The organism is Microbulbifer sp. NBRC 101763 (assembly GCF_040371615.1).
Lineage (GTDB): Bacteria > Pseudomonadota > Gammaproteobacteria > Pseudomonadales > Cellvibrionaceae > Microbulbifer > Microbulbifer variabilis.
The window spans coordinates 608,850-622,065 of record NZ_BAABQV010000002.1; the positions used below are offsets into that span (position 1 = coordinate 608,850).

A 13,216-nucleotide genomic window follows, 5' to 3' on the forward strand; every position below is an offset into this window, starting at 1 on the left:
ATTTGAGGAGGACTCTTTCCCGAGAATTTGTCGGCATTGTAATTTGAGAAGGTGTGGCGTGCGAATAAACACTATTGGGTAATTCAATACATTAATGCTGCAAATGCTATTTCGATGCCGGTTTATCTTGTTGAAATAGATACCCTGGTACCATTTTGTCTGGATTTATCTCTGATAGGGTGATGTCGTCTTATAGCAATATAAACTGTGACATTTTGGGCGATTGTGTGACTGCTAGCTGATAGGATGGGCAATTGAATTGTCGCTAGGGAGCTAACATCGTGAGTCCATTAATCAATAGTTTGCCGCTGTGGCTTTGGCTCCTATTCGGCCTTTTCGCAATGTTCCTTGCCAGGAGGCCGGTACATAGGGCTATATATGCTCTGGCGCGCTTTAGTTATCGTTCCCTGCGCCTTGCGGCTGGTGCATTGGGCACCGCAGAGCAGACTCTCCTTGAGCGCAATCGAGAAGTTTTGCTGGCAGCTGGCAGGGCGACGGCAGAGCGTCATATCGAAAGGGAATTTGAGCGTATAGAAGGGGCAATGAAGAGAGAGTTGGCGCAATATCCAACACTTCACCGTCGTTTGTGCGAGCAGCTGACATCTATCGATGAAGACTATGTACGCAGTGCTGAAGTGCCTCCTGAACCCTCCAACTGGGCTCGTGCTATTCGCTCCGTATCAGAAATTCCCGCCCAGGATGATTCTGTTGTGGCAGACGTGCTGGAAACGATTAATCACTCCATGCGAAAGGCGGAATCCAAGGCTCTGGAGTCTTATCGGGAATCTACTCGTGAGCGACATCAGTTACTGAAACGAATGATGCCCAGTTGGCGTGCAATGCTAATCACACTGGGGAGAATCAATAAAAATGTAGAGTCGGTCATTCGGCGTGCTAAAGCCCTGGACTTACACATGGAGCGCTATGAGGAAATTTTGCAGGAAAGTGATCGTAGTGTGCGCTTTCTGTCAGCCTCTTCCATGGGCCGATTTTTAATTGCTTCCACGGCTTTAATGGTGGCGGTGGCTGGTATTTCTGTTAATTTTCAGTTAATCGCGCGCCCGGTAGCAGAAATATTGGGTGGTAATAGTTTTCTCGGTAGTTTTGTTGTTACAGATATTGTCGCCTACGTACTTATCTTTTTACAGGTGAGCCTTGGAATCATGGTGATGGAATGCTTGCAAGTCACACGGATGTTTCCGGCGATCAATACCTTGTCAGATAATATCCGGCGTCGTTTGAACTGGGCTGCTTTGGCACTGTTGCTACTTTTTTCTATGGTAGAGGCCTGCTTGGCATTTACGCGTGAATTACTTTTACAGTATGACCAGCTGCTGGCTGCCAGTGCAGGTGAGGCTTTGCCGATGATGGCGGGAATGGGGACTTATTGGCCTGTTTCTCTGACGCAGATGGGGCTTGGTTTTATCCTTCCTTTAATTCTGGCTTTTACTGCAATTCCATTGGAGCAATTTATCTCCTCTGCGCGTACTGTAATAGGCACCTGCCTGGTGCTCAGTTTACGTCTGCTTTGTGGTGGGCTGCGCCTTTTGGCCACTTCAGTAATGCATACTGGCATACTGTTAAATCGTTTTTATGATTTGGTGATTTTTTTTCCTTTGTGGTTACAGGATGTATTGCTTCACTACTGGAAAGAGAGAGCTAATAAGGGCAGTGGCGGGAAAGAGAATACTACGGAAAATAATGAGAGAGCTGGAGAAGAGCTAATGGCCGAGCCAGCTGTCAATGGTTGAAATTCTACGTGGTATAAGGACTTTTATTGGATTTTGTGTATTGACTGTGTCTGCAAGCGGTGTTTGGTATGCCAGGGCAACTGTTTCTTTGTCGCGTATAAATGGTATTGATTCATGTCTATGTTGTTGATCTTTGCTGGTCTGTTGATCGTGCTGATGATTTACGCCAGATCAAGACCTGCGAAAAAATCGGCATTGCGGCTTACACATACACGTAACCCTATGGTGATTTCCCATGGTAATGATTGCAGCAACGGTCTGTATCCCGGTAATACCTCGTTGTATTTACAAAAAATGGTGGAGCTGGGTGTCGATGGTATCGAAGTGGACCTCTGGCTTACCGCCGATGGCCATCTGGTTTTATTACATGATCCTGAGTTGAAAGACTCTTCAGATGGCAGTGGTTCTGTTGAGGATATGACCCTTGCCCAGTTGCGCGAGTTAAATATTGCTTATCATTGGAGCCCCGATGGAGAGAGCTATCCCTATCGTGAGAATCCTCTGACAATTATTACTATTGAAGAGGCATTGGAGGAAGTGGGTGATACTCCTCTGATTCTGGAGTTAAAAAGCGCTAAATACGCTGCCGCAGAGGTTTTGAGCGAGGTATTACAGACGAAGGAAAAGCATGGGCAGGTGATTGTTTCTTCCTTTCATCATGGAGTTGTTCGTGCCTTCAGGCGTCTCAGTCCGGATGTTGCTACAGGCGCAGTGACCTGGGAAGCGGCACTATTGTATTTTGCTCAATTGATTCGAGCGGAAGGCCTGCTGGCCCCTCACTATCAGACAATGCAGTTGCCAATGTTCCACTTTGGATTGGATGTGGTAACTGCGGGTACTATGCGTGCGGCACACAAACTCAACCTGCATGTTTCTGTGTGGACAGCAAACGGGCGGGCCGATCTACAACGCTACATCGACCTGGGCGTGGATGGTATTGTTACCGACCGCCCTGATATATTAATGGCCATGTTGTCCGGTCAGGAAGCAAAGGGCGAGCCTAAGCAGCTAGAGCAGGCGTCCTGAATTGAGTAATATCACTGTAGCAATATGACAATAAAAACAGAGAAATATTCATGAAGCAGATTGCAGCTATTGCGGTGCTGTTAGCGTCTCTAATCAGCACCCCGCTATTGGCCGAAGACCGCTTTGCCAAGATCGAAATTAGCAGTGAGCCGGTGGCAGGTAATGTATATATGCTCCAGGGGGCTGGTGGCAATATCGCAGTACTGGTCGGAGAGGACGGCACCTTTATGGTGGATGACCAATATGCACCACTCACTGCAAAAATACAGAAAGCGGTGGCGGGTTTGGCAGATCAGCCGCTGCGCTTTGTGATCAATACCCATTGGCACGGCGATCATACCGGCGGCAATGAAAACCTGGGTAAAAGTGGTGCCCTGATCGTTGCCCATGAGAATGTGCGCAAACGTGTGAGTACCGAACAGTTTATAGAGGCTTTTAAGCGTAAGGTTGAGCCCTCACCGCCAGCAGCACTACCGGTAATCACCTTTACCGATGCCACCACTTTTCACTGGAATGGTGATGAGGTTAAGGTACAGCATGTCGGCCCAGCCCATACCGATGGTGATTCTATTGTGCATTTCGCCAAAGCCGATGTGATTCATATGGGCGATATCTATTTCAATGGCACTTATCCATTTATCGATCTTTCTTCTGGTGGTTCGGTGAATGGCATGATTGAAGCTATGGACACCGCATTGGCGCTTTCTGGTAAAAACACAAAAATCATTCCCGGACATGGTCCTCTGAGTAATCCTGCGGAGTTAAAAGTGCAACGGGATATGCTGGAGACCCTGAGGGATCGCATTCAGAAATTGGTCGATAGTGGTCAAAGTCGCGATCAAGTCATTGCTGCCAAGCCCACCAAGGATTTCGATGATCAGTATGGACAGGGTTTTATGGCCCCGGATATTTGGACCGGTATTGTGTATGACTCTCTGGCTGCAAAATCCAAGAAGTCTTAATCGTATGTTGATGGTGGTGATTAAAAGCTGCTGAATGAAAAAAGGCCTGGATGTAAATATCCGGGCCTTTTTTCTTTTGGTTTTTACTTGAGTCTTTTTATTAGGGTGTCAGCGATTATCAGGATACCTGCGGCTCAGCACCATTTAACTCCGTTGGAATTTCTACCTCAGTCTCTGTTTTCTCCTCTCGCACCCGGAACCAGGCGGCATACAGGGCTGGCAGGAAGATCAGGGTCAAGGCGGTAGCTACGATCAATCCCCCCATAATGGCAACAGCCATGGGGCCGAAGAAGTCACTGCGCGACAGTGGGATCATCGCTAATACCGCAGTCAGGGCGGTTAAAACGATTGGGCGGAAACGCCGCACAGTGGACTCAATAATTGCCTCCCAGGCACTCAAGCCCTGGCTGATATCCTGCTGTATCTGATCCACCAGAATGACGGAGTTGCGCATAATCATACCGGCCAGGGCAATGGTGCCTAGCATGGCGACAAAACCGAAGGGTTTGCCGAACAGCAGCAGGAACAAGGTAACCCCGATCAGTCCCAAAGGCGCGGTGAGGAAGACCATCGTAGACAGGGACATGCTGCGCAGCTGCAGCATCAGCAGGGTAAATACCACCAACACAAACAGCGGCATACCGGCATTCACTGATTTTTGTCCGCGCTCGGATTCCTCCACACTGCCACCAATTTCCAGCAGGTAGCCCGGTGGCAATTGCTCACGAATATTCTGCAGGCGCGGCCATACTTCATTTACAACATTAGCGGGCAGTTCTTCACCATAAATGTCTGCGCGCACTGTGACCGTGGGCAGGCGATCGCGGTGCCAGATAATCCCTTCCTCGAAGCCGTACTCCAGGGTGGCAATCTGGTTGAGGGGGACACTGCGGCCGCTGTCGGTTTGCACCGCCAGATTGCCCAGTTGGCTGAGAGCGTAGCGCTCCTGCTCATCGCCGCGCACTCGTACGTCAATCAGTTCGTTGTCTTCGCGGTATTGGCTAACGGTAATACCGGTGAGTGAGCTTTGCAGGGCACGGGAAAGCGAGGCGCTGTTCACACCCATGGTGCGTGCGCGGTCCTGATCGATATTCAGATTGACGGTTTTACTGGGCTCCTCCCAGTCCAGATGTACGTTGGTAACCTTGGAATTTTCCCGCACACGCTCGGCAACCTGGCGGGCCAGGCTGCGCACTTCACCAATATGTTCACCGGAGATACGAAACTGCACCGGATAGCCAACCGGTGGTCCATTTTCCAGGCGGGATACCCGGCTACGCAGGGTGGGGAATTCCTCCGCCATGGTTTCGATCAGCCAGCTGCGAACCTGCTCGCGCTCCTCAATACTGCGGGTCATCACTACAAACTGGGCAAAGCTGGCTGCAGGAAGTTGCTGGTTCAGTGGCAGGTAGAAACGCGGCGAACCGGTGCCCACATACACCACATAGTTTTCCACCAGGTCGTTTTTATCCAGCAGGGTTTCCAGCCGCTTGGCCTGGAACTCGGTGGATTTCAGTGAGGCACCTTCGGCCAGCTTGAGATCTACTAATAGCTCCAAACGCCCGGAAGAGGGGAAGAACTGTTGTGGCACCAGACGGAACAAGGCCAGGGAACCGATAAAGATCGCCAGGGTTGCCACTATGACAGTTTTGCGGTGGCGCAGGCACCAAGTGATCAGGCGGCGGAAGCGCTGATAGAAGGGCTTCTGGTAGGGGTCCTGAACCTCACCGCTGTGATCATGGCGAGCTAAATTGGGCAGCAGGTAATGTCCCAGGTAAGGCACGAATACTACTGCGGCAATCCAGGAAACAACCAGGGAAAGCGTGACTACCTGGAAGATCGAGCGGGTGTATTCCCCAGTGCCGGATTCGGCCGTGGCGATGGGTAGGAAACCGGCGGCGGTGATTAAGGTACCGGTGAGCATGGGGAAGGCGGTACTGGTCCAGGCGAAGCCGGCCGCTTTTAGTCGGCTGAGCCCCTGTTCCATTTTGATGGCCATCATTTCCACGGCGATAATGGCATCGTCCACCATCAGGCCAAGGGCGAGTACCAGGGCGCCCAGGGAAATCTTGTGCAGGCCAATATTGAAGTAATTCATTAATGCGAATGTCATGGCCAGCACCAATGGTATCGATAGCGCTACTATCAAGCCGGGGCGGGTACCGAGGGAGAAGAAGCTCACTAATAGGACGATGCCCAGCGCCTCTGCCAATACCTGCAGGAACTCACCCACACCACGTTTTACAGCCGCAGGCTGGTCGGACACCTTACGCAATTGCATGCCGATCGGCAGGTCTTCCTGCAGCTCTGCAAAAGTAGTGTCCAACTGTTTGCCCAGCTTGAGGATATCACCGCCTTCTTTCATGGATACGGCCAAGCCGATGGCGTCTTCGCCCATAAAGCGCATGCGCGGTTGTGCAGGATCGCTGAAACCGCGGTGTACTTCGGCAATATCACCCAGCCTCTGGGTGCGCCCACCGGCGGTGATGGGGAAGCGGCGAATTTCATCGACCGAGTGAAACTGGCCGCTCACGCGAATACGCACACGGTCGCTCACTGTATCTACAAAGCCGGCATCAGCGACCTGGTTTTGCGATTGCAGTGCGCTTTGCACTGCGGTGAGGGGAATACCCAGGGAGGCGAGCTTGGTGTTGGAAATTTCCACCCAGATTTTTTCGTCCTGCAGACCCAGTAATTCCACCTTGCCCACATTCTTGACCCGCTGCAGTGCCAACTGCAGGCGCTCGGCATAGTCTTTCATCAGGGCGTAATCGAAGCCGCTGCCGGTCAGTGCGTAGATATTGCCGAAAGTGGTGCCGAATTCGTCGTTAAAAAATGGGCCCTGGATATCCGGTGGCAGGGTGTGGCGGATATCACTGACCTTTTTGCGTACCTGGTACCAGAGATCGGGAATATCCCGCGAATGCATATCGTCGCGGGCGACAAACAGCACCTGGGATTGGCCGGGGCGGGAGAAAGAGGAGATGCGTTGGTAGTCGCCAGTCTCCAGTAGTTTTTTCTCTACCCGCTCGGTAATTTGACGGGATACCTCTTCGGCACTGGCGCCGGGCCAAAGGGTATTGATCACCATTACCTTGAAGGTGAAGGGCGGGTCTTCACTTTGCCCAAGTTGCGTGTAAGAGGCCGCGCCAAGCAGCCCCAGTACGATCATGGCGTAGAGTACCAGCGGGCGATTTTTCAGTGCCCATTCGGAAAGGTTAAAACCCATGGCAATTTCTCTGTGTTGAAGTACGGCCCTATCGAGCAAGCCGTATTTCGGCAAATTCGTAGCAGCGCCTTTTGCTGCGCGCTCGGTCAGATTCTTTTCTGAGTGCGGCCGCCACTCAGTCCTGGCGCGCGAGGGCCCGGTCTGGATCGATTGGGCGGTTCATGCGATCCACTGGGCGAACCTGTTGTCCTTCCAGTAGAAGGTGAGTGCCGGCGGCAACGACCCAATCATCGGCGCGCAGGCCGGAGAAAACTGGTACAAACTCCTGGCCATAGGGCCCCACAGTGATTTCGGTTTTATGCAGGATTTGCTGCTCGCGGTTCAGTACCCATACGAAGGCTTTGCCTTCATCGGCGCTCACTGCTGACATGGGGACCTGTAAAACATCGGTAGCTGCTGCTTTGGGAACGAAGACCCTGGCGCTCTGGCCTATTTCAATGCCGGTGGTTTTATCGGTAAAAGCCACGCGTGCTTCAAAGGTGCGGGATACTGGATCTGCGGCGGGGGATAGCTCACGCACCAGGGCGGGAAAGGATTTACCTGGTTGCGACCAAAGTTCCACGGTCAGTGGCTGGCCGACGCGGAAATGACCAATTGCCTGCTCCGGCAAATCGATGCGCACCTCGCGTTCACCGTCGGCGGCCAGCTCGAAAACCCCCTGGCCAGCGGCGACAACCTGGCCTGCTTCAGCCATACGGCGGGCGATCACTCCGCTCTCAGGCGCCTTCAGTTCTGCGTAAGTGGCCTGGTTGCGCGCTACATCCAGTTGCGCCCTGGCCTGTTGCAGACGCGCATCGCTGGCTTCGAAGCGGGTTTCCACCGCATCGAACTGTGAGTGGCTGACCAGCTGGCGTTCCAATAGTTTACGGTGACGCTCTAACTCGCTGCTCGCCAAGCGCTGGTCGGCTTCGGCAGAGGTGAGGTGTGCGCGCGCAGAATCCAGCTGCAGGAGCAGGTCCTCGGTATCCAGTTCGGCCAATGCCTGCCCCTGCTCAACGCGGTCGCCCACATTAACCAGGCGCCGCTGCAATTTGCCACTGATGCGGAAGGCTAAGGCGGGTTCGAAGCGGGCGCGTACCTCGCCGGGATATACATCCATCTGTGCGCTGGCCACCTGGGGTTGGACCATTACTGCTGGGCGGGGTTTTTCTTGCTGTTCGGTGGGCTCCGATGGCGCGCAGGCGGACAACAGCAGGCTGAACGACAGCGCGGTGAAGAGTAGCGGTCGGTACATAGGGGCTCCCTTCCTCGGCGGCGAGGCGACAAGGTAAGTCCAGAAGTGGACGAGTCATGGCCGGGCGGCCGGTAATGTTATACTGGCGAGTATAGTAAATTTATTAAACTGGTGAGTCCAGTATATGGAGTGCTATGTCTGAACAGTCTCAGGCGGCTGCCCAGCGCGGGCGTCCCAAGGATCTGGCCAAACGCCAGGCAATTCTCGATGCAGCCAAGGAGCTGTTTCTGACCAAAGGTTTTGCCGCAACCAGTGTGGATGCGGTGGCCTCTGCTGCGGGTGTATCGAAACTGACGGTGTACAGCCACTTCTCTGATAAAGAGACGCTGTTCAGTGCTGCGATCACTTCCCGCTGCGAGATGATGATGCCCCTGCCTATTTTCGACCTGGAGGAGGGGGATTCGGTGGCAGAAGTACTGGAGCGCATTGGCCAAGCCTTCCTGAGCATGGTGGACAGCGAAGATAGCATTCGCTTGTTACGGCTTTTGTGCGCACTGGCCGCGCAGGAATCAAAACTGGCACAGCTGTTTTTCGATGCGGGTCCTCAGCGAATTCTGAAGGATATTGAGCAGTTGCTGCGCCGTGCTACCGAGATGGGTAAGTTGAGGGTGGAGGACCCGGCCGAGGCCGCTGAGGACTTTATGGGTATATTGCTGGGTTGCCGGCATATGCGTGTATTGATCGGCTGCTGTGAGGTGCAGGCAGAGGAGGAGCGACGCGAGCGGGTGCGCAAGGCGGTGGCACTGTTTATGCGCGGTTACCGTTGATTTCTAATATTGGTCGGTGCGGCCCGCCATCATCGGGCAGCGGCTGATATCTCTATTTATTTCCAGCCAGTCCGGTTTATTTTGGTAGTAGACGTAGCGTTCTGGCTGAATAAATACCGGGTCGTCGAAGGCGCCTCCGGCAATACCGCGATACCTAGGCAGAAATTCCAGGGTCCAGGTAACGGCACTGCCACAGCTGATGCAGAACTGGCACTCTATCCAGCGATTCGCATCGGATATTAACTGGTGACTTTTCAACTTGCCTCGGATGAACTCTACGTTGGCCTTGTCAAAATACACCGACACGCCGATTAGACTGCCGGTACGTTTTCGGCACCAGCTACAGGAACAGAGGCTCACTCGGTGAGGAGTGCCAGCGGCGCGAAAATGCACGGCGTCACAGGCACAGCCACCCTCGTGAATTTCCCCCATCCCTAAAATCTCACTGATCAGGTTTTAATCCGGTAGCCGGTGCGGAAAATCCACCAGATAGTTGTCAGGCAAAGGAGAAGAAAAAGAAGGATCATTCCCACGCTGAGGCCCAGGTTTACATCGGCAACCCCATAAAACGCCCAGCGGAAACTGCTGATCAGGTAGACCACCGGGTTAAACAGGGTAATTTTCTGCCAGATTTCCGGCAGCATACTAATGGAGTAAAAAGCTCCACCCAGAAAAGTCAGGGGGGTAATAATCATTAGCGGAATAATTTGCAGTTTCTGGAAATCATCCGCCCAGATACCGATGATAAAACCAAACAGGCTGAAAGTGACCGCAGTCAGCACCAGGAATACGATCATCCAGAAGGGGTGGACAATTTCGTAGTCCACAAAAAAGCGTGCAGTGAGCAGGATCAAGAGCCCGAGAATAATTGATTTGGATGCTGCAGCTCCCACATAGCCGGCTACAACCTCGAAAGCCGATACTGGTGCGGATAGCACTTCGTAAATGGTGCCTGAGAACTTCGGAAAGAAAATACCAAAAGAGGCATTGGAAATACTCTCGCTTAACAGTGCCAGCATAATCAGGCCAGGGATAATAAAGGCTCCATAGCTAACACCGTCAATGTCCCCCATACGCGAGCCGATGGCCGCGCCAAACACAATAAAATAGAGGGAGGTGGAGAGTACCGGCGAGGCGATACTCTGCATCAGAGTACGCCATGTGCGCGCCATTTCAAACTTGTAAATCGCCGCGATTCCGTACCAGTTCATTCCTGGGTCTCCTTGCTTAGCTGTTCCTCTCGTTCCCTGCGCGCACCGTGCACCAGGTTGACAAAGATTTCCTCCAGGGAACTCTCTCTGGTATGTAGATCGCGAAAATCGATACTGGCTGCATTGAGGCGGCGCAAAAACTCCGCAATGCCAGTGTCTTCGCTTTTGACATCGAAACGGTATACCAGTTGGCTGCCATCTCCGCTTAGGCTTAGAGGCAAGTCGGCAAGGGCATCGGGAATTCTCTGTAATGGCTCGGGCAGGTTGAGGCTGAGTTCCTTCTCACCCATTTTCTGCATCAGGGTTTTTTTCTCCTCCACTAATACCAGTTCACCATGATTGATGACGCCGACGCGATCGGCCATCTCCTCGGCCTCCTCGATATAGTGTGTAGTCAGGATAATGGTGACGCCTGAATCCTTTAGTCCGCGTACCATCTCCCACATATCCTGGCGCAACTCTACGTCTACACCTGCGGTGGGTTCATCCAGGAATAAGACATTCGGCTCATGGGAAAGCGCTTTAGCAATCATCAGGCGGCGCTTCATGCCACCAGACAGGGTAATAATTTTATTGTCCTTTTTTTCCCATAAAGACAATTGCCGCAGAATCTTTTCCAGATAGGCGGGATTCGGGGATTTTCCGAACAGGCCACGACTGAATTTCACAGCAGCCCATACGGTTTCAAAGGCATCGGTGGAAATTTCCTGCGGCACCAAACCGATCTCATTGCGGGCCTTGCGGTAGTCTGACTGAATGTCAAACCCGTTGACGCGAATACTGCCTTGACTGGCGTTGACGATGCCACACACAATGCTGATCAGGGTGGTTTTGCCAGCTCCATTGGGGCCAAGCAAGGCAAAGATTTCCCCACGCTGAATTTCCAGGTCGACATTATTTAGGGCGGTAAATCCTCCAGCATAGGTTTTGCCGAGGCCCTGGATCGAAATAATAGGTTTCACTTTCTCTCCTTGCCAAAGTTACGGTTACTTCTTTGGCGTTGCGTTGTCGGGCGGGTCTACATCCTACCGCAATTTAATTTCAGTGGATGTTTTTGTTTTAAGCCAGTGGGTTATCAGGGCTATAACTGCCAGTAACAATAGCCCTAGAGCCACTGTAGAGAAGGCACTTGCAAGACCAAAGTGATTAACCCATGGCTGACTGAGAAAAGGAGATAAAAATTGCCCAATAAATACACTGGCGGTCAGCGCTCCCGAAATGCGCCCGCGCATATTTTCTGTAGCTGACTCCAACCCTGTAGAAAAAATATGTGGTATGAGTGTTCCCATACCACTACCGTAGATTGCCATGGCGATAATGATTCCAGAGAAAGATTCTGCTATGGAAATCAACCCCATGCCGGTGGCCATAACGGTAAAACTGAAGGCGAAAATTCCAAATTTGCCAAAAATTTTGTGTGCACGTGGGAACAGAGTCAGCGAAGCGAGAGCGCCCATTAGATTACCCGCAGCAATGGCTACTCCGGCTTGACTGGGAGAGCTGGCACCGATCTCTTGCAGCAGGAAAGGCAGCTGTGTTGGGATCAGGAAAAAAGCCAGGCTGTTCAGCATGGCAGCACCGAGCAAGGCGGAGAATCCCAGCCAGTAGATTTTTTTTTCTGCAATGCTTTTTGATTTTTTGAGTGTATAGCTGCGTTTGGGTTCAGGAAGGTAGATCAGCACCGCGGGAATCAACAGCAGCGCAACCCCGTAAATGGCAAAAGGGCCACGCCAATGCAGATCTGCCAGTAATCCCCCGGCCAGTAGACAGACAACTCCCCCGAGGCTGATAAAAGCGCCTTGCTGCCCCATGTAAACCTGCCTCTCTCTGGGGGTGAAATAATCTCCTACCAAGGCAGTGACAGAGGTCATTGTGCCGGCTACGGCCACCCCCAGAAGAATGCGGCTGGCGAGAATTCCTTCCAGACTGTTTTGCAATAAAGCGGAAGTCCCGGCAAAGCCATACAGACCTACCGCCAATAGCAGTAGTCTGCGCCTTCCGTAGCGGTCTGAGATAATCCCGGCCAGAGGTGCAAATATGGCGATCATCAGGGCGGGCAAACTCAAAACCAGCCGGCTCAGCAGTGCACTATCTGGGTGTTGGGAAAAATAGTTTTCCAGGGCCGGCAGGGATGGCGCCACAGTAGCGCCGGACATAATTGTGAGTGCTGCGAGGCACAATAACGTCAGCCGCTGGGGTGTGGGAACCGTAAAATTACCAGGTACTGCAATCGCAGCAACAGTTTTCATGACTGGCCCCCGACCTTGCAGGCATTCAACCCGATCCCGGTATTGGCAGCCGATGGACTTTCTTGCTGCTTGGTTTCTCTGACCAGGCTGATGCTCAGGCTCTGTGCTGCCACCATCAGTTGAAAGAAGCCCGGTGCTGACTGTGTCTGGAGAGTCGGATTCGGTTGTTTACGATTCCAGTTCATCACTTTCCTTCCTTTACTTGCATTGGATCGCGGCGCAGTGTAAAACCTCAAGTAATATTGAGGTCAATGGTTTTGGGAGGCCTTTAGGTGACTAAGGCGAAAAATGACAAAGCTGCTATCCAACCGGGGCAAAGTATCCGGCGTGAGTTGACTGTTGGAGAGGTGGCAGAGCGCTGTGATGTAGCGGTAAGCGCTCTCCACTTTTATGAGAGTAAGGGGCTGATTAGCAGTTGGCGCACCAGTGGTAACCAACGGCGCTACTCCCGCGATGTATTGCGGCGTGTGGCCATTATCAAGGTGGCACAGAGTACCGGTATCCCACTGGCCGAAATCCGTCAGGCGTTGGCAACCCTTCCGAATGGACGCACGCCGACAGCTAAAGATTGGGCCAAGCTCTCGGCAGGCTGGCGTGAGGACCTCGACCAGCGTATTCGCCAGCTGACCCAGCTGCGCGATCGGTTGGAAGGTTGTATAGGCTGTGGGTGCCTTTCTATGGATAACTGCCCGTTACGCAACCCAGGGGACCAGGCGGCAGAGCAGGGTAGAGGTGCTCTCTATCTGAGTGAAGATTAGAGTTCTGAAATTTAAAAGGCGATTTGTGC

Annotated in this window: 12 protein-coding genes; 5 read left to right on the top strand and 7 right to left on the bottom strand. The window is 52.5% G+C overall.

The features are described from left to right. Nucleotides 1–281 precede the first annotated feature (281 nt). From ABWV76_RS07995 to ABWV76_RS08005, 3 genes are all read left to right on the top strand, one after another. On the top strand, nucleotides 282–1,751 hold the full coding sequence (locus tag ABWV76_RS07995; protein ID WP_353375708.1) for a hypothetical protein: 1,470 nt from the start codon (nucleotides 282–284) through the stop codon (nucleotides 1,749–1,751). A 114-nt stretch (nucleotides 1,752–1,865) separates the two neighbouring features. Next, nucleotides 1,866–2,777, top strand: a complete 912-nt coding sequence (locus ABWV76_RS08000) for a glycerophosphodiester phosphodiesterase family protein (protein WP_353375709.1) — start codon at nucleotides 1,866–1,868, stop codon at nucleotides 2,775–2,777. A gap of 50 nt (nucleotides 2,778–2,827) precedes the next feature. Next, complete coding sequence (locus ABWV76_RS08005; RefSeq protein WP_353375710.1) at nucleotides 2,828–3,739, top strand: MBL fold metallo-hydrolase; 912 nt, start codon at nucleotides 2,828–2,830, stop codon at nucleotides 3,737–3,739. Between the two features lie 118 nt (nucleotides 3,740–3,857). Here the strand turns inward: ABWV76_RS08005 and ABWV76_RS08010 are convergent, their stop codons facing one another. Beyond that, nucleotides 3,858–6,968, bottom strand: a complete 3,111-nt coding sequence (locus ABWV76_RS08010) for an efflux RND transporter permease subunit (RefSeq protein WP_353375711.1) — start codon at nucleotides 6,966–6,968, stop codon at nucleotides 3,858–3,860. 115 nt (nucleotides 6,969–7,083) lie between these two features. After that, nucleotides 7,084–8,202: an efflux RND transporter periplasmic adaptor subunit gene (locus tag ABWV76_RS08015; RefSeq protein ID WP_353375712.1), complete on the bottom strand. Its 1,119-nt coding sequence runs from the start codon at nucleotides 8,200–8,202 to the stop codon at nucleotides 7,084–7,086. A gap of 134 nt (nucleotides 8,203–8,336) precedes the next feature. Between ABWV76_RS08015 and ABWV76_RS08020 the strand changes: the two genes are divergently transcribed. Next, nucleotides 8,337–8,969 carry a TetR/AcrR family transcriptional regulator gene (locus ABWV76_RS08020; RefSeq protein ID WP_020414654.1) on the top strand — a complete coding sequence of 211 codons (633 nt, stop codon included), beginning with the start codon at nucleotides 8,337–8,339 and terminating at the stop codon, nucleotides 8,967–8,969. A gap of 3 nt (nucleotides 8,970–8,972) precedes the next feature. On the opposite strand, the gene ABWV76_RS08025 is transcribed toward ABWV76_RS08020, so the two are convergent. The 5 genes from ABWV76_RS08025 to ABWV76_RS08045 form a co-directional block, all read right to left on the bottom strand. After that, complete coding sequence (locus tag ABWV76_RS08025; RefSeq protein WP_020414655.1) at nucleotides 8,973–9,401, bottom strand: GFA family protein; 429 nt, start codon at nucleotides 9,399–9,401, stop codon at nucleotides 8,973–8,975. A 17-nt stretch (nucleotides 9,402–9,418) separates the two neighbouring features. Continuing rightward, nucleotides 9,419–10,180: an ABC transporter permease gene (locus ABWV76_RS08030; RefSeq protein WP_020414656.1), complete on the bottom strand. Its 762-nt coding sequence runs from the start codon at nucleotides 10,178–10,180 to the stop codon at nucleotides 9,419–9,421. After that, nucleotides 10,177–11,142: an ABC transporter ATP-binding protein gene (locus ABWV76_RS08035; protein WP_282952492.1), complete on the bottom strand. Its 966-nt coding sequence runs from the start codon at nucleotides 11,140–11,142 to the stop codon at nucleotides 10,177–10,179. The genes ABWV76_RS08030 and ABWV76_RS08035 overlap by 4 nt, the downstream gene beginning before the upstream one ends. Before the next feature lie 63 nt (nucleotides 11,143–11,205). Next, nucleotides 11,206–12,429 carry an MFS transporter gene (locus ABWV76_RS08040; protein ID WP_353375714.1) on the bottom strand — a complete coding sequence of 408 codons (1,224 nt, stop codon included), beginning with the start codon at nucleotides 12,427–12,429 and terminating at the stop codon, nucleotides 11,206–11,208. Further along, nucleotides 12,426–12,614, bottom strand: coding sequence for a hypothetical protein (locus ABWV76_RS08045; RefSeq protein ID WP_282952495.1), 189 nt, complete (start codon nucleotides 12,612–12,614; stop codon nucleotides 12,426–12,428). Before ABWV76_RS08045 ends, ABWV76_RS08040 begins: the two co-directional genes overlap by 4 nt. 87 nt (nucleotides 12,615–12,701) lie before the next feature. Between ABWV76_RS08045 and soxR the strand changes: the two genes are divergently transcribed. Further along, a complete protein-coding gene (gene soxR / locus ABWV76_RS08050) occupies nucleotides 12,702–13,187 on the top strand; it encodes a redox-sensitive transcriptional activator SoxR (RefSeq protein WP_020414660.1) in 486 nt (161 codons plus the stop codon). The last annotated feature ends 29 nt before the right edge of the window (nucleotides 13,188–13,216 follow it).